Source organism: Archangium gephyra, from assembly GCF_049060025.1.
In the GTDB taxonomy this organism is placed as follows: domain Bacteria; phylum Myxococcota; class Myxococcia; order Myxococcales; family Myxococcaceae; genus Archangium; species Archangium gephyra_A.
In genome coordinates this window covers 749,594-766,032 of sequence record NZ_JBMEQQ010000002.1, presented here as the reverse complement: position 1 = coordinate 766,032, position 16,439 = coordinate 749,594, and the positions used below count along the sequence as shown (strand labels likewise).

The 16,439-nt window shown below is 71.2% G+C and carries 12 protein-coding genes; 7 read left to right on the top strand and 5 right to left on the bottom strand.

All coding sequences use genetic code 11. The features are described 5' to 3' along the window. Positions 1-198 (bottom strand): cytochrome oxidase, encoded by a 198-nt coding sequence (locus ACN28I_RS03485; RefSeq protein ID WP_420940738.1) that lies wholly within the window; start codon positions 196-198, stop codon positions 1-3. After that, a complete protein-coding gene (locus ACN28I_RS03480; RefSeq protein ID WP_420940737.1) occupies positions 195-2,606 on the bottom strand; it encodes a heavy metal translocating P-type ATPase in 2,412 nt (803 codons plus the stop codon). The genes ACN28I_RS03485 and ACN28I_RS03480 overlap by 4 nt, the downstream gene beginning before the upstream one ends. 49 nt (positions 2,607-2,655) lie before the next feature. Here ACN28I_RS03480 and ACN28I_RS03475 point away from each other — a divergent pair, with 49 nt between their 5' ends. Continuing rightward, positions 2,656-3,378 (top strand): sulfite exporter TauE/SafE family protein, encoded by a 723-nt coding sequence (locus ACN28I_RS03475; RefSeq protein ID WP_420940736.1) that lies wholly within the window; start codon positions 2,656-2,658, stop codon positions 3,376-3,378. Between the two features lie 11 nt (positions 3,379-3,389). On the opposite strand, the gene ACN28I_RS03470 is transcribed toward ACN28I_RS03475, so the two are convergent. Continuing rightward, positions 3,390-4,163, bottom strand: coding sequence for an SDR family NAD(P)-dependent oxidoreductase (locus ACN28I_RS03470; protein WP_420940735.1), 774 nt, complete (start codon positions 4,161-4,163; stop codon positions 3,390-3,392). A 306-nt stretch (positions 4,164-4,469) separates the two neighbouring features. Here ACN28I_RS03470 and ACN28I_RS03465 point away from each other — a divergent pair, with 306 nt between their 5' ends. Next, entirely contained in the window at positions 4,470-5,684 is a 1,215-nt protein-coding gene (locus ACN28I_RS03465; protein WP_420940734.1) for an SET domain-containing histone-lysine N-methyltransferase, read from the top strand. Here the strand turns inward: ACN28I_RS03465 and ACN28I_RS03460 are convergent. Next, positions 5,676-7,268 (bottom strand): serine/threonine protein kinase, encoded by a 1,593-nt coding sequence (locus tag ACN28I_RS03460; RefSeq protein WP_420940733.1) that lies wholly within the window; start codon positions 7,266-7,268, stop codon positions 5,676-5,678. The two genes, ACN28I_RS03465 and ACN28I_RS03460, sit on opposite strands and share 9 nt — an antisense overlap. A gap of 286 nt (positions 7,269-7,554) precedes the next feature. On the opposite strand from ACN28I_RS03460, the gene ACN28I_RS03455 reads away from it, so the two are divergent. The 3 genes from ACN28I_RS03455 (at position 7,555) to ACN28I_RS03445 (ending at position 14,813) form a co-directional block, all read left to right on the top strand. Then, complete coding sequence (locus ACN28I_RS03455) at positions 7,555-12,654, top strand: Adventurous gliding motility protein K (RefSeq protein ID WP_420940732.1); 5,100 nt, start codon at positions 7,555-7,557, stop codon at positions 12,652-12,654. 325 nt (positions 12,655-12,979) lie between these two features. After that, positions 12,980-14,293 (top strand): BTAD domain-containing putative transcriptional regulator, encoded by a 1,314-nt coding sequence (locus ACN28I_RS03450; protein ID WP_420940731.1) that lies wholly within the window; start codon positions 12,980-12,982, stop codon positions 14,291-14,293. Beyond that, positions 14,187-14,813, top strand: a complete 627-nt coding sequence (locus ACN28I_RS03445) for a hypothetical protein (RefSeq protein WP_420940730.1) — start codon at positions 14,187-14,189, stop codon at positions 14,811-14,813. Before ACN28I_RS03450 ends, ACN28I_RS03445 begins: the two co-directional genes overlap by 107 nt. A 206-nt stretch (positions 14,814-15,019) precedes the next feature. Here ACN28I_RS03445 and ACN28I_RS03440 read toward each other — a convergent pair whose 3' ends face one another. Next, positions 15,020-15,355, bottom strand: a complete 336-nt coding sequence (locus ACN28I_RS03440; protein ID WP_420940729.1) for a hypothetical protein — start codon at positions 15,353-15,355, stop codon at positions 15,020-15,022. Between the two features lie 17 nt (positions 15,356-15,372). On the opposite strand from ACN28I_RS03440, the gene ACN28I_RS03435 reads away from it, so the two are divergent. Next, positions 15,373-15,663: a hypothetical protein gene (locus ACN28I_RS03435; RefSeq protein WP_420940728.1), complete on the top strand. Its 291-nt coding sequence runs from the start codon at positions 15,373-15,375 to the stop codon at positions 15,661-15,663. Between the two features lie 67 nt (positions 15,664-15,730). Further along, a complete protein-coding gene (locus ACN28I_RS03430) occupies positions 15,731-16,408 on the top strand; it encodes a hypothetical protein (protein ID WP_420940727.1) in 678 nt (225 codons plus the stop codon). The last annotated feature ends 31 nt before the right edge of the window (positions 16,409-16,439 follow it).

Below are 16,439 nucleotides of genomic sequence, written 5' to 3'. Positions count from 1 at the left end.
TCACCTCGGGAGATCGGACTGCGATGTCGGCTGGGGCGGCTCCACCCGCGCGGGGCGGGCGCTGTCGTCCTCCAGCGGGAAGAGGGAGAGGCGGTCGGAGTGCTCGTAGTCGCGGTGCCGGACGCTGAAGGCGAACAGCAGCACCGAGCCCGCCACGAGCATGAGGCTGACGAAGACCTGGAGGACGAGGACGCTCATGCGTGCACCTCGGTGAGCGCCGGAGAGGAGCTGGCGGCGCGCGGGCGCCGGGGAGAGAGGGCCGCCAGGGTGAAGAGGATGAGCGACAGGGAGCTGAGTGGCATGGCCACCGCCGCGCGCAGCGGCGTCATCAGGCCCGCGAGGCACACCGCCACGGCCACCCCGTTGTAGAGGAGGGCCACGGCCAGCAGCCGGCGCACCATGTGCCGCAGCCGGTGCGAGAGCGCCAGCGACTCGCGGATGGCGGACAGGCCCTCGCCCAGGAGGAAGAAGTCGGACTTGCCCGGCAGCACCGGCCGGTCGATGGCGGGGGTCCCCGCGCACAACGCACGCTCGAAGGCGAGGCTGTCGTTGACGCCATCCCCCAGGTAGAGCGTGTCCTCCTGGTCCAGCCGCGACACCGTGGCCGCCTTGTCCTCGGGACGCTGCCCCCCCAGGGCGTGCTCCTCGGGAAGACCCAGCGCCGTGGCCATGGCGCGCACGCGCTCGGGCGCGTCCCCCGAGATGAGCCACACCTCGTGGCCCGACTCACGCAGGGCCGCCAGCTCCCGGCGTGCATCGGCCCGTACAGACTCACGCAGCAGAAAGACCGCCACGGGCTGGCCCTCTCTGGCCAGCACCGTCCCCTCCCCTCCCCCTGCACCGGGAGCCGCCCACTCCGCGGCCCCCAGCCGCCACGTTCCTTCCGGACGGATCAGCTCCAGGCCCAGCCCGGGGTGCTCCGTCACCTGCGCACCCGACGAAAAACGTGCCCCCGCTCGCGCCAGCTCCTCCGTGAGACAGCGGCTCACCGGGTGGTTGCTGCGCGCGGCCATGTCGAAGGCCACGTCGCGCACCTCGGGCGCGAGCGCTCCCACGGCCCCGCGATCCACCAGCTCCAACCGTCCCAGCGTCAGCGTGCCCGTCTTGTCGAAGAGCACCTTGCGCACGCGCGGCAGCCGCTCCAGCAGGTCCTGGCTGCGCACGAAGAGGCCCAGCCTCCGCAGGCGCGATTGCGTGAGCTCGTAGGCGAGCGGCACGGCGATGCCGATGGCGCAGGGGCACGTCACCACCAGCAGGGACACGGCCACCTCGAGCGCCCGCTGCTCCCCATGCGGCCACCAGAGCGAGAAGCCCGCCACGGACACGGCCAGCACGGTGAGCACCCAGCGGCGCGACACCGCGTTCCAGAAGCGCGCATGCTCGGGCACGCGGCCCGTGCCGGCGGGCGCCTGGCGCAACAGGGCCACCAGCGGCGAGTCCCCGAAGTCCGTCCGCGCGCGCACATGGGCCGCCGAGCGCGCGGCATTGAAGGCCCCCGCGGGCACCTCGCCTCCCCGCTCCACCGTGCGCACGTCCGGCTCGCCGGTAATCCAGTCCGTGGAGAAGCTGGCGCGGGCGTCCAGCAGCTCGGCGTCCACGGGCACCAGCTCGCCCGGGGCGATCACCAGCACGTCCCCCGCGTGCAGCTCGGCGGCGCGCACGGTGACGAGCCGCTCTCCTTCCTGGCGGCGCGCGAAGAGGCCCTCCGCCCCATCATCCTCCAGGAGGAAACGGCGGTTGCGCTCGAGGACGCGCTGCTGCAGCCAGCGCCCCACCAACATCAGGGTGACGAAGGTGTTGAGGGTGTCGAAGTAGGTGAGGTCCCCCCGCCCGTCCCGCACCTGCACCACCGAGGTGACGTACACCAGCAGCATGCCCAGGGCGATGGGCAGGTCCAGGTGGAGCACGCCGCTGCGCAGCCCCCGCCACGCGGAGCGGAAGAAGGGCCAGCCACCCACCAGCACCACGGCGGTGGAGAGCCACAGGCTCAGCCGCGTGAAGAGCCGGAAGACGTCGCCCTCCTCGGGAGTGAGCCCCACGTAGAAGCTCACGGAGAAGAGCATCACGTTCATCGTCAGGGCGACGCACACCCCGAGCCGCAGCGGCAGATCCGTGGAGGCCGCCTCCGGGCTCTTGCGGCTGGGGCCGAAGAGGTAGCCGAAGGACTCCACCGTGCGCAGGAAGGCCGCCACCTCGAAGGCGCCCCTGCACCAGGCCAGCCGCACCTTGCCCAGGGCGGGATTCACCGTGAGCGAGGCGCCTCCCGGCTGGCGGCGGAACAGCTCGTTCATCAGCCAGACGCATGCGGCGCAGTGGATTCCCTGCACGTCCAGCTCGAGCACGCACACCGGGCCGGGCGCGGCCTCGCTCCGGGCCACGAGCGGCTCCAGCCAGGCGAAGCCCCGATCCTTCTTCGGCTCGGCCACGGGAGCGGACTTGCCCCCCGCGAGGCTGTAGTACCGGTCCAACCCCTGCTCCACGAGGAGGCGGTGCACGGCCTCGCAGCCGGCACAGCAGAACTCCTGGCGCGCGGCCCCCTCGGGCACGGGGCTGCCGCAGTGGCGGCAGGGACTCGCGGACGGCTCGCTGGTAGTGGGAGCAGGCATGCGCGAGTGTCCTCTTGCGAACGGCATGCCGCTTGCGAACGACGAGGACATGACTCCCACCGTTCCCGTTCTCGAAGGGCTCCTGGGCCTGCTCACGTCGCCCCCCGTGGTGGTGGCGGGCGCGGTGGGCGCGCTGGTGGTGGGCGTCACCGGGAGCGTGCACTGTCTATTGATGTGCGGGCCGCTGGCGTGCGCGGCGCTACCGGGAGTGAATGGCCCCGAGCGCTGGCGCGCGGTGCTCGCCTATCAAGGAGGGCGCGTGGGTGCGTACGCGCTGACGGGGGGGTTGCTGGGCGCGCTGGGCGGTGAAGTGACGCGCGCGTTGGCCGTGTCGGCGCGGCCCTATCTACCGTGGCTCATGGCGGGAGCGCTGGTGGCGTCGGCGCTGGAGTTGGGCAAGCGGCTGCGGCCGGTGCCGGGGCTCTCGCGCCTGGCGGGTGCCCTCATGCGGCTGGGCGCAAAGTTTTCGTCCGCGAGCCGGGCGGGCGCAATGGGTGCGGTCACCCCGTTGCTCCCGTGCGGTCTGCTCTTCGGGGTGTACGCGGCGGCGTTGGCGAGCAGCTCCTTCTCGGGAGGAGCCTTGCTCATGGGTGCGTTCGCGCTCGGAGGAATGCCGGCACTGCTGGGCACGCAGCTTCAGGCGGGCCTGTGGCGCAACAAGCAGCCCGGGCTGGCGACGTTCGTGCTCAAACGAGCCATGCCGCTGGTGGCCGCGGCGGTGCTCATCTACCGCGCGGTGGGCGCCGCCTCGGGCCAGCCGAGCTGTCACTGAGCCAGGTAGGGCTACCTGACGTTGCACAAGCCCCCGTTCACCGAGAGGATCTGCCCGGTGATGAAGTCGGACCCGTTGCCGGCCAGGAACACCATGACGGGCGCGAAGTGCTTGTCGGTGTCCCCGAGCCTGCCGCCGAGAGGGATGATGTGCTTCATGGCGGCATCGTGCTGGGCGAGCTGCTCGGGCGTCATGAGCGCCCGGGTCTCCTCGTACATGGGCGTCCACATGGCCGGGACGACGGAGTTCACGGTGATCCGGTAACGCCCCCACTCGGCGGCGGCCGTGCGGGTCCACGCCATGACCGCGCCCTTGGCGGCCGAGTAGTGGCCGGCGGTGGGATAGGGAATGAGGCCCGCGTCGGAACCGAAGTTGATGATGTGGCCCCCGCTCTCCCGCATGGCGCGGAACGCCGCCTGATTGGTGAGCAGGGTTCCCTTGACGTTGACCGCGAAGACCCGGTCCCAGTCCGCGTCGGTGATGTCCTCGGCCGGGGCGTGATGATCAATCCCCGCGACGTTGGCGAGCACGTCCAGTCCGCCCAGGTGTGCCGTCGCGGCGGAGAAGGCCGCATCCACACTCGCGCGCTGGGAGATGTCGCAGTGGAAGTAGCGAGCCGTTCCCGGACCCTGGGCGTGGGCCTCGTTCACGACGCGTTGTCCCAGCTCGTCCAGCACATCGAGGGAGACGACCCGCGCTCCCTCCGCGACGAACACCCGTACGGTCGAGGCGCCAATGCCGCGGGCGCCTCCAGTGACGATGATCCGCTTGTCCTTGAGCTGCATGTTGAACCCCCTCCTCTTCCAGTCGTCCCATTCAGGGGTCGAGCCGATTTAGCACGCGCGGCGGGATGCGTACCTGGCCCACGGGAGGCGCGGGGCGTTGAGTTCGGAGGCCGTTTGCGCCCCTCTCCGCGCGTCAGGTAGCGTCCGGCGCACCCATGAGCCTCGCCCATCCATCGGCCGCCCCCCCGCCGTCCGGACTGAGGACCTCTCCCGAGTCCTCGGACCAGAAGATCGCCGCCCTGCTGCGCTGGCTCGAGGACGGCGGCGCCCGCTTCCCCAAGCTGCACGTCGTCCGCCAGGAGAACGGTGAGCGCTCCGTGCTCGCCCAGGCCGACATCTCCACCGGCGAGGCCGTCCTCCAGGTCCCTCGCAGCCACCTCCTCACCCTCGACGTCGCCAAGAGCTTCCGACATCGGGCGTCTGCTCCAGTCCCACGTCAACCCGGACAACGAGGAGCTGTACCTCGCCTCCTTCCTCCTCCAGGAGAAGCACCGGCCCGATTCCTTCTGGAAGCCCTACGTGGACAGCCTCCCCGAGGCCTTCCCCCACGTGCCCCTCTTCTTCTCCGAGTCCGAGCGCACCCTCCTCCAGGGCTCCTTCGTGCTCACCCTGCTCCAGTTCCAGGACTACTCGCTCCGGCAGGACCATGCCCTGCTCTGCCAGAAGGTCCCCGGTTACGAGCGCTTCTCCGTCGAGGAGTTCATCTGGGCCCGGCTCTCCGTGTCCTCCCGCAACTTCGGCCTGAAGGTGGGCGGCCTCCAGGGGCGCGCGCTCGTCCCGCTCGCGGACATGCTCAACCACCGCCGGCCACCGGACGTGCTGTGGGACACCTCGAAAGATGGGCAGTTCTTCGTGATGACCGCCCAGAACCCCGTGGCCTCCGGCCTCGAGATTCACGACAGCTACGGCGCCAAGAGCAATGACCTGCTCCTGCTCCACTTCGGCTTCGTGGCTGAGAACAACGAGCAGGACGAGGTCTTCCTCTCCGTCGGTCTCCCCGAGGGAACCCCGCTGGCCTCCGGCAAGCAGAAGCTGCTCGGGCTCTCCTCCCCCACCGCGAAACAGCCCTTCAAGGTGCCGCTCCAGTACGAACACGCGGCCACCCAGCGGATGTTCGCCTTCCTGCGCGTGGCCTGCGCGGCGCCCCTCGAGCTGCCCAGGCTCGCTCCCCGCCTCCTGACGGGCCTGGGCTCCATCCCTCCGCTGAGCGTGGCCAACGAGGAGCGCGTCCTGCGCTCCCTCGGCGCCGCCTGCGAGGCGCGGCTCGCCGCCTTCGACACGTCCCTCGAGGAGGACGAGCGGCTGCTGCGAGAAGGGGCGCTCTCCACCAATGCCCGCGGCTGCGTCCTCATGCGGCGCGAGGAGAAGCGGCTGCTGCGCGCCTGGCTCGAGCTGACCCGCACCGGCCTGTCCCTGCTGCACATGCCCAGGACCGAGCTCGAACAGCTCGCCGGACGCCCCGAGTCTCCCTGGGGCCAGGCCGACCGCTACGTCCGCGAGGCCGTGCTGCCGCTACGGTGACGCCGTCACGCCCCCCGTCACGGCGGGCAGCATGGCGCTCACTCCCAGCTCGGCGGAGAGGGCCTCCACGGTCTCCGGCGCCAGCCGCGGATCCTCCCGCAGACGGCCGAGCACCCGGGCCGATTCCACCACCCCGGGCCTCGCGCACTGCACCTGGGCCACGAAGGCCGCCGCGCACAGCACGGCCCTCGCGGCGCACCCGGCCGGTGGACCGGAGTCCCGCCCCGCGAGCAGCACCGTGGACAGCAACTCCCCCACCTCCGGGAACCCGTCCACGAGGGTGCGCACGCGCGCCAACGAGGGAAGCACGAAGCGCCGGGGCGTCTCCAACCGCGCGGCGAGCACGAGCGTCCGGGCCGCCAGCACCGCCAGCGCCTCCTCGCCGTCCCCTCCCCCCAGGTGCGCCACACAGCGCCGGGTGAGCCGGACCATCAGGGGCGCCACCTGCGCGCCTCCTCCCGCGAGACTCAAGGCCTCGTCGAGCAGCCGCGATTGCAACTCCAGCGGCCGGACATGGCGGGGAGTCCTGGGCGTAGCCTCCGCGCCCGTCTCCGCACCCTCCTCGAGCGCCGCATCCGGAGGCGGAGGCGGCTCCACGGGATAGAGCACCGGCGGGGCCTCCGCCTGGACGCGCCTGCCGGGAGGCTCCCTCCGGACGATGTTCGGCATGACGGGTGGGCGCGGCGGCGTCCGATCGGCCAGGCACAGCTCCTCGCCGGGCCCGTCCAGCCCCGTCTCCAAGGGCGAGCGGCGCAGCGGGAAGACCCGCGCGAAGAGGTGGGCGATGTCCATGCGGTCCACGCCGAGCTGGCGCTCCTCGAGGAAGCCCCGCAGGGTGTCCGCGAAGGCGCGCGCCGAGCCGAAGCGGGCCTCGGGATCCGCGGCGAGCGCCTGGAGCAGCACGGCCCAGAGCGAGGGCGGGCATCCCGGCAGCGGCTCGAGACCGCGCTCGTCGAAGGCGCTGATCTGGTGGAGGGCCTGCGGCGGCGAGCCCGCGAAGAGCGGCCGTCCCGCGAGCAACTCATAGAGGATCAACCCGAGGCGGAAGACGTCGCCGCGCCCATCCGCGGGCCGGCCCCGGGCCTGCTCGGGGGTGAGGTAGGGCGGATCGCTCCGGGAGGCGCCGCCCGTATCCACGAGCTTCACCTCGCCACTCCGGGAGAGCCACACGTGGCAGGGATGCAGTCCCCGGTGGCGGGCGCGCGCCTGATGGAGGCGGGCCAGGCCCTCGGCCACCTGTAGGATGATGAAGCACACCTCGCGCAGGCCGAGCACCACCCCCCGCGCCCGCGCCGCGAGCAGCGCGCCCAACTGCTCCCCGTCCACGTGCTCGAGGATCCGGCAGGGCTGCTCCCCGCTCAACCCCGTGTCGAGCACCCGCACGACATTCGCGTGCGCCAACCCGGCGGACGTCCGCGCCGAGCCCAGGAAGAGGTCCACGAAGGTGACATCCCGAGCGAACGCGGGCAGCAGGCGCTCGAGGACGACGGGCGGCTCCTGGCCCCCAGGCCCCGTCCCGCGGGCCAGGAAGACCTCGGCCACGGGGTTCACCGCCAGTCTGCGAATGATGCGATAGGTTCCCACGGAAGCCCCCCGGCATCCCACCGGCCACCCGCGCTCCCAACCCCGGCTCCACCCTGGAACCGGCCAGCCCGGGCCTCGCCTGGAAGCTAGGAAGCCCTCGGGCTCCGGCACCTGTCTCGCGGTACGGGTTGCCAGCCATCCAACGAACGCCGGCTCGCCCTCCAAGCCTGCGAGTCGGGCAAAATTCCAAGAAAGTCGGGAACTTGAGGGGCTTCCAAGCACATGGTACGACCTCGGAAGGCGTGTGATTTTTCGCCTTGATTCCACTCACGGAGCCGGTTTCCCCATGAGCGAGCGCAACGATCTGTCGAGGATGCCTTCCTCGTCCTCCCCAGGTGTGTCCTCCCCCGGTGTCGGTGTCCCCGTCGCCTCCGTCTCACTGGGCGGAACCCCCCTCCGTCCGGGCGCCACCGAGGCCCTCGCCACCACCCTCGCCACCCTCCCGGCGGCCTCCAGCCCCGAGCAGGACGCGCGGGAGCGCATCGCCACCCTGGAGCGCGAGGCACGCGCCCTCGGCAACGAGCCGCAGGCCGCCCTGCTCTTCCATGAGATCGGCCGCCTCTACGAGGACCCCCTCAAGAACCCGCGCAACGCCGCCATGGCCTACAACCAGGCCTACCGGCTCGCGCCGCGTTTCCTCGCCAACATCCGCGCCGCGCGCCGCCTCTTCGCCGATGTGGGCAACTGGCAGATGGCCGTGCAGCTCCTCGAGGCCGAGCTGAACGCCACCGAGGCCCCCGGCGATCGCGCCACCCTCCTCTTCGAGAAGGGCACGCTGCTCGAGGAGCGCCTGTCACGCGAGGCCGACGCCACCGCCGCCTTCCTCCAGTGTCTGGAGCTGCGGCCCCAGGACACCTCGCTGCTCACCCAGCTCGAGGCCATCTACGCCGCGCGCAACGACCATGCCTCGCTCGTCGAGGTGTACCGGCTGCTGGCCGCCTCGCTGGAGACGCCCGCGCTGCGCGCCCACTACCTCACCGCCGCGGGCCTCGTGCTCGAGGAGCGCCTCAAGCGTCTCAGCGAGGCCGCCGCGTGCTTCCGCCAGGCCTTCACCCTGGACCGCACGGACCTGCTCCTGCTCAACGCCCTCAAGCGCGTGGCCCTGCGCGAGGGCCGCGCCGAGGAGCTGCTCGAGGTCCTCACCGCCGAGGCCGAGGTGCTCGGGCCCCAGGGCGCCTCCGCCTGGCTGCAGCTCTGCAAGATGTATGAGCGGCTCGGGCGCAAGGAGGAGGCCCTGGCCGCGCTGCTCGACGCGCGCCGCGTGAGCCCCAACGAGTCCCTCATCCTCTCCGCGCTCGCCAACATCTACGAGACGCGCCAGCGCTTCGAGGAGCTCGCGGACGTGCTGCTCGCCTGGGTGGGCTGCATCAACGACGAGAGCGAGCTGGTGGCCATCAACCTGCGCCTGGCGGCCCTCTACGAGGAGGATCTCAAGCGCGAGGTGGACGCCATCTCCCGCTACCAGGCCATCCTCTCGCGCATCCCCGGCCACGCCGCGGCGCTCGCCGGCCTGGGCAAGCTCTTCTACCGCATGCAGAACTGGGAAGGCCTCGTCTCCGTCTTCGACGCGGAGACCGCCGCCTCCCCGGATCCCAAGGAGAAGGCCGCGCGCATGTTCAAGGCGGCGGAGATCCTCGAGGAGCGGCTCGGCCGGCAGGAGGAGGCGATCCAGCGCTACAACAACTGCCTCCAGCTCCAGCCGGGCTACCTCCCCGCCCAGAAGGCCCTCACCCGCCTCTACGAGCGCCAGAGCCGCTTCGCCGAGCTCGTGGCCATGTACGAGCAGGATCTGCTCCAGACGCAGGACCGGGATCAGCTCATCACCACGCTCAACAAGGTCGCCGTCATCTACGAGGACCGGCTGAGCGATCTGGACCACGCCATCGAGTGCATGCGGCGCATCCTCGATCTGGCGTCGGACCACCTGCCCACCATCCGCAACCTGTCGCGGCTGCTGGAGCGCGCCGGGCGCTTCCAGGAGCTCATCCGCAACCAGGAGCTGGAGGCCTCGCTGGTGGGAGACACCAAGCAGGTGCTCTCGCTCTACCACCGCAACGCGGAGATCCTCGACGAGCACCTGAAGGATCGCGCGGGCGCCATCGCCGCCTACGAGCGGGTGCTGACGCTGACGCCCTCGTACCTGCCGGCGCTCAAGGCGCTGGGCCGGCTGTACGCGCAGGAGAGCAAGTGGGATCTGCTCATCCGCATGTACCGGGCCGAGGCGGAGTTCGCCCCCACCACCGAGGCCGCAGCGGCGCTCATCTACAAGATTGGCGAGCTGTGCGAGCACCGGCTCAAGGACGAGCACCAGGCCGTCGCCTCCTACCAGGAGGTGCTGACGCTGGCGCCGAGCCACTTCCCGGCGCTGCGCGCGCTGGCGCGCATCTACAAGGCGCAGGGCGCGTGGGAGAACCTCATCGAGGTGCTGCGCGCCGAGGCCGCCAACCGGACGGATCCGATGGAGCGGGCCAACGCGCTCTACCACGCGGCCACCATCTGGGAGGATCAGCTCAAGCGGCCGGAGATGGCCATCGAGGTGTTCCAGGAGGTGCTGCGGATGGCGCCGGGCCACAGCGCCACGCTGCGCGCCCTGGAGCGGCTGTACCTGGCCGACGAGGACGTGAAGGAGCTGGTGGGGCTGCTGGACCGCGAGACGCAGATGGCCCAGACGCCGGGGGCCAAGGTGGCCGCGTACATGAAGCTGGCGCGGCTGTACCTGGACCACTTCCAGGAGCCCGCGCGCGCGGCCCAGTGCTGCGAGGCCGTGCTGGCGCTGGAGCCCGGCCACCTCACCGCCCTCAAGACGCTGGAGCGCATCCGCGCCGGAGACCGGGCACGCCGCGGCGAGCTGCGCCTGCGCCTGGCCGAGGTGGTGAAGGACGCCCGCCTGGGCAACGCGCTGCGGGTGAACGCCGCCACCGACCTGGACAAGGGCGCCGACGTGGACGCCCTGCGCCGCGCCGTGGCGGAGAACCCCCGGGACGTGCGGCTCGCCTTCTACCTGGAGCGCGCCCTGCGCCAGACGGGTGACGCGGCCGCCCTGTCCGAGCTCTACATGCGCCGGCTCCAGGTCGTCTCCGAGGAGCTGGAGCGCGTGGAGTTGATGCTGCGCTGCGCGGAGCTGGACGAGACGCGGCTGAACAACCCCACCCGCGCCGAGCAGGCCTACCGCGCCGCGCTGCAGTTGCAGCCACAGTGCCTGCCCGCGATCCAGGGCCTGCGCCGCCTGCTGGCCCGCCGCGGGGACGCCGCCTCCGCCCGCGTGCTGCTGGAGAGCGAGGCCCGCGTCGTGAGGGATCCCCGCAGCGCCATCGAGGCCTTCGTGGCCGCGGCCCGGCTCGCCTCGGGCCCGCTGAAGGACTCGGAGGGCGCCATCGCGCTGTACCGCCAGGCCCTGGAGAGGGATCCGCTGGACGCCCAGGCGACCGCGGGCCTGGAGGATCTGCTGGCCGCGCGCGGTGGCGCGGCGGACCTGGCCACGCTGCAGGAGCGGCGTGCCGAGGCCCGGCTGGCGCAGCAGGATCCCGCCTCAGCCGCGGAGGCCTTCTTCGGCGCGGCGAAGACGCACCTCGCCTCGCTGGGCAACCGCGCCCGCGCCCTGGAGCTGCTCGAGCGCACCCTGTCCCTCCAGCCCGCCCACCTGGAGGCCCTGGAGCTGCGCGCCCACCTGCTGCTGGAGGACCGGCGCTACGCCGAGGCCGCCGCGACGCTCGCCCAGCGCATCCCGCTCGGGGGAGAGCCGGCCCACCTGGCCAAGATGCACCTCACGCTGGGCGCGCTGTACCAGGACCAGCTCTCCGAGCCGAGCCGCGCGGCCATCCACCTGCACGCCGCTCGCGAGGGTCTGCCGGGCAACACCGAGGTGCTGGAGCGCATGGCCACGCTCTTCCAGCAGGTGCACAACTGGCAGGGCGCGATGGACTGCCTGCGCCGGCTGCTGGAGATGGATCTCCCCATCGCCGAGCGCGCGCGCCACACCGTGACGCTGGCGCAGATCCACGAGCAGGGCCTGGGGGATGGCACCTCCGCCTCCACCCTGTACCGCCAGGCGCTGGAGCTCACCCCGGGCGACGCCACGCTGGTGGACCGGCTGGTGGTGCTCTACGAGCGCGCCGGCAACCTGCTGGAAGCTCTCGCAGATGCTGGAGGCCCAGGCCGCCCAGGCCCATGCCACCGGAGACACGAAGCGCGCGGCCTCGCTGCGGCTGAAGGTGGCGGACCTGTACGCCGGCCCGCTGGAGGAGCCCACCCGGGCCATCACCCTGTACCGGCACATCGTCGACGCGGATCCGGCCAACATCCCGGCGCGCTCGGCCCTGGCCACGCTGTACATGCGCGACGCGGCGGCCTCGCAGCTCGCCATCGAGGAGAACCGGCAACTGCTGAAGCTGGATCCCACCCGGGTGGAGAGCCTGCACGCGCTCTTCCGGCTGTGGGAAGGCACCCGGCAGCTCGACAAGGCCTTCTGCGCCGCGGCGGTGCTGCACTTCCTGCGCTCGGCCAACGAGACGGAGGCCTCCTTCTACTCGGAGATGCGCAGCCGCCTGCCCACGGAGACGCAGGAGCGGCTGAGCGTGGCGGACGTGGACGCGGGGCTCATGCACCCCTCGGCGCGCGGGCCGCTGCTCGAGGTGATGCGGGCGGTGGGAGATCAGCTCAGCAAGCTGCACCCGGCGCAGTTCGAGCTGCTCGGGGTGGATCGCAAGACGGACAAGCTCAAGCCGGACCACGCGGTCTTCAAGGCCGTGCGCACGGTGGCGCAGGTGTTCGGCGTGGAGGAGTTCGAGGTGTACCAGGCCCGCCGCGGGCTCATCGGCATGGAGACGACCGAGCCGCTGAGCATGTGCGTGGGCCAGGACGTGGTGCGCCGCTTCAACGCCCGCGAGCAGAAGTTCCTCTTCGGCCGCGCGGTGCTGGGCCTGCTCGACAAGACGGCGGTGCTCTCCAAGCTGTCGCGCGGCGAGACGCAGGACTTGTTCGGCAACTCCATCCGCATCTTCGCGCCGCTGTTCACGGCGCTGGGACGCAACAACGAGGAGATGGTGAAGCAGTACCGCCGGGCCTACTCGCGCAAGGCGCTCAAGGCGCTGGAGCCGGCCGCCCTGGAGCTGGGGCCGCAGTCCAAGGTGGAGCTGGAGCCGGTGTTGACGGGCATGGCGTTCTCGGCGGACCGGGCCGGCGTGCTGATGTGCGGCGACGTGTCGGTGGGCCTCACCATGGTGCTGCGCGAGGACCCGAATTTCGCCACCGCCCGTCTGGACAACGCCGAGCCCCTGGTGCAGGCCCTGCGCGAGCGCGCCGACCTGCAGCAGATCCTCACCTACGTCCTGTCCGACGACTTCCTGCGCCTGCGCCAGCGCGTGGGACTCGCGCTGCCGTGAGCTGAAAATGACCCGAGGTGAGGGGCCCCCCTCCCCTCACCTCGGATCAACCTGCAAACCCTCCGGAGAGGGCTTCGGCGGCAATACCCGCTGGATGGCGAGAAGCGCCTCGCTGTCCAGCGCCAGTGCCGCGAAGACGTTGGGCCCCGCTTCACGAGCACTGTGCGAGCACGGCGTGATTCGCGCGTGATGAGAGGCCCTGGACCCGCCCTCCGAAGCGTGACTGCAGCGTGACAGTGTTCTGTTTCCCTCGTGAACCAGACCCACACCAGCCTTGCGGCCAGACTCACGGAGAGTGAAGAATCCCGCCCTCACCCGGAGGGGGGCTTCATGGACACGGTTGCCACGCATATCGAAGTGCTTGGCCGTGCGCGGGTGACCTCACCCCTGCAGGGCGCCAGACACATGGAGCGCAAGGCGGCGGCACTGGTGACGTACCTCGCCATCGAGGGCCCCACCGAACGCAGCCGGCTCGCCAGCCTCCTCTGGCCGGATACATCCGACAAGGCCGCACGCGTCAACCTCCGCCAGCTCCTGCGCAGGCTGCGGCTCACCCTCGGAGAGGACAGCCTCGCGGGAGATGATCCTGTCTGGCTTTGTGAGGGCCTCCTCGTCGACGCCCTCCTCTTCCGGAAGACCTTCGAGGCGCGGGAGTACGCCAGGCTCTCCCACTTCCAGGGCGAGCTGCTCGCCGGTTTCTCCTATGACGACTGTGGAGAGCTGCAGGAGTGGCTCCAGCTCCAACGCACCCAGTTCCACTACCTGCAATGCCGTGCCGCCGAGGCCGAGGCGCTGAGGCTGGAGCAGGCCGGACAGCTCGACGCCGCCCTCGACGCGGTACAGCGGATGCTCCAGTTGCAGCCCACCTCCGAACAGGCGTGGCAGACGGCGATACGCCTCTATTTGCGGCGCGGAGATCGGTCCTCCGCCGTGCGGGCCTACCGGGACTGCCGGGAGCAACTCCACCGGGAGCTCGGCATCGATCCCTCCCCCGAGACCCGGGCCCTCGTCCAGGAACTCGATCGGCCCGCGGAACAGGAACGCCCCCGGCACCGTGTCCCCGAGGAGGTTCCCCTCGCGGTGCTCTCCCCGCCGGTGCTGGTCGGCCGCGAGGACGAGTGGGCCACCCTGGAGGAGGCCTGGGCCGCGGGCCGTCCCATCTACGTGCTCGGCGAGGCGGGCATCGGCAAGACGCGGCTGGTCTCCGAGTTCTGCAGTGCCCAGGGCTCCTGGCTCCTCGTCGCGGCCAGGCCCGCCGATCCATCCACCCCCTACGCCACGAGCGCCCGGGTCGCGCGCGCCGTCCTGGGGCTCGAACCCGAGCGGTCCCTGGAGCCCTGGGTGCGGCAGGAGATCGCCCGGCTCGTCCCGGAAGCTCGAACCCAGCGCACCGCCCCTGCCCTCCAGCCCCGAGGAGAAGGCCCGGCTCGCCGAGGCGCTCGCCCGGTTGATCCGCACCTGCTGCGCGGACATGTCCGCCCTGGTGCTCGACGACGCGCACCGCACGGATCCGGCCAGCCTCGAGCTGCACCTGCGCGTGCAGGATCTGCTGCTGGAGGCGGAGCCAGGAGGCGACTCGCTGCGGCTGCTCACCTGCTTCCGCACGGGCGAGCTGTCCCCCGGGTTCGAGGAGAGGCTGCGTGAGCACAAGGAGGCGGGCCTCGCGGCCTGGATCTCGCTGCAGCCGCTGATGCTGGCTTCCGTCGGCGAGCTGCTCGGTCAGATGGGCGTCCCCAGGCTGGAGGCAATCGCTCCGCAGATGGCCAGGTACACGGGCTGCAACCCGCTCTTCCTCATCGAGACGGCCCGGAGCCTGGTCGCGGCCGGCTTCGAGGGGAGCTTTCCCGCCGCCCCCCCTCCGTCCGACCGCGTGACGTGGATCGTCGAGCAGCGGCTCAAGCGGCTCTCCCCGGATGCGCTCCGGCTGGCCCGCACCGTCGCGCTCGCGGGAGCGGACTTCAGCTTGGAGTTGGCCGCGTGCGTCCTGGGGTTGAACCCCGACCAGCTCGCCGCGCCCTGGAAGGAGCTGGAGGAGGCGAAGGTGCTCCGCGGCGCCAACTTCACCCAGGGGGTGCTGCGCCGGAGCGTCATCGAGACGCTCCCACAGCCGGTGCGCGAGGCCGTCCTGCGGCGCATCTCCGCCTGCATGCAACCGAGGAGATGACCGACGCGCGCGGGCTCAGGTCTCGATGGCCCCGGTTGCGCCCGCGCCGCCGGCGGCCTCTGTCTGCTACCCTGGGGCTCCACGGCTGATCGTCACTCCCGCCCCGAGGTGTCCATGAGTCTCGCTCGTCCGGCAACCGCGTCCCTGGTGGTGCTGCTCGCGTTCATGCAGGCCTGTGGAGGGCCAGTGGGCCCGGGGGACGAGGGCTACTTCGGGACGCTGCCGCCCGGCTCGGAACTGCCTTCCGGGGCCGAGTGTGCCGGACGGGTGCGGCGCTCCTCGTGGGAGCCCCGTCCCGGCAACGCCACGGCCAACCAGACGCGCGGCAAACCCGGCGTACGCATCGAAGGGGCCAGCGACGAGTTCAACGCGAGCTTCGCCGGGAGGATCGACGGCGACTTCACCGGCACCACCGATGAGATCCTCCAGTGGGGCGCGTGCAAGTGGGGCCTCGACGAGGACATCGTGCGCGCGATGGCGGTGGTGGAGAGCGGGTGGAGACAGTCCGAGGTGGGCGAGGACTTCTCGACCTTCGGCATCATGCAGATCCGGAAGCTCCGTGCACGCGAACACCTACCCCTATTCGCGCGACAGCACCGCCTATACCGTCGACTACGCGCTGGCCTGGCGGCGCGCCTGCTACGACGGCGACTTCACCTGGATGAACAGCCTGTACAAGCAGGGCGGCTACACCCAGGGTGACGAGTGGGGCTGCGTCGGCGCCTGGTTCTCGGGCGACTGGTACGACGGGGACGAGAACGTGACCTACAGCGGCGCGAAGCCGTACATCAAGATGGTCAAACAGCGGCTCGCCGAGCGCACCTGGACGCGCTCGGACTTCCGGGACTGAGCGGCCCTGAAGCGGTGATAAATCTCCTGCTCTTCCGCCCATTCCGGGCGGAGACACAGGAGACACCATGCATTGGATGTACTGGCTGCCCGGAGCCCTCCTCTTCACCGCGCCCCTGGCGCTCGCGCAGACACCGGAGGCCGCCAGCCCGCGGAGCTTCACCGCCACCCTCGTGAGCATCTCCAAGGGCGGCAAGGAATCGTCCGTCAAGAAGCGGCTCGCCGTGCGCGGGGACATGATGCACTTCCGCTCGGGCGACGAGCCCATGGGCATCCTCCTCGACTTCTTTCAGGGCAAGGTGTGGATGCTCATTCCGCAGGAGAAGGTGGCCGTGGAGAGCAAGCTCACCCGGAGTCTGGCTTTCCCGCTGTCCCTCGTGCTGACCGATGCGAGCGGGAACCCTTGTGGCAAGGCTCCGGCCCTCACGTGCACCCGCGAGGGAGAGGAGCCGATCGCGGGGCGTCCGGCGGTGAAGTGGCGGATCGCCCAGTCCGACAAGGACAAGAAGACGCACACCGCCATGGCCTGGGTGGACCCGAAACTCGGCGCCCTGGTGCGGTACACCTCCGAGCAGGGCGAGGTCATGGAACTGCGCGACCTCCAGGAAGGTCCGGTGGACGAGGCACTCGTCCAGTTCCCCGCCGGCTTCATCAAGTTGGATGAGAAGAACCTGCACCACGACGATGCGCCGGAGCCCACTCCGAAGCCGAAGAAGAAGGGCTCGGCCCCGGCCAAGACGCCCTGAGCGGCCAGGCCCTCCTGCCGGATGACAGGTG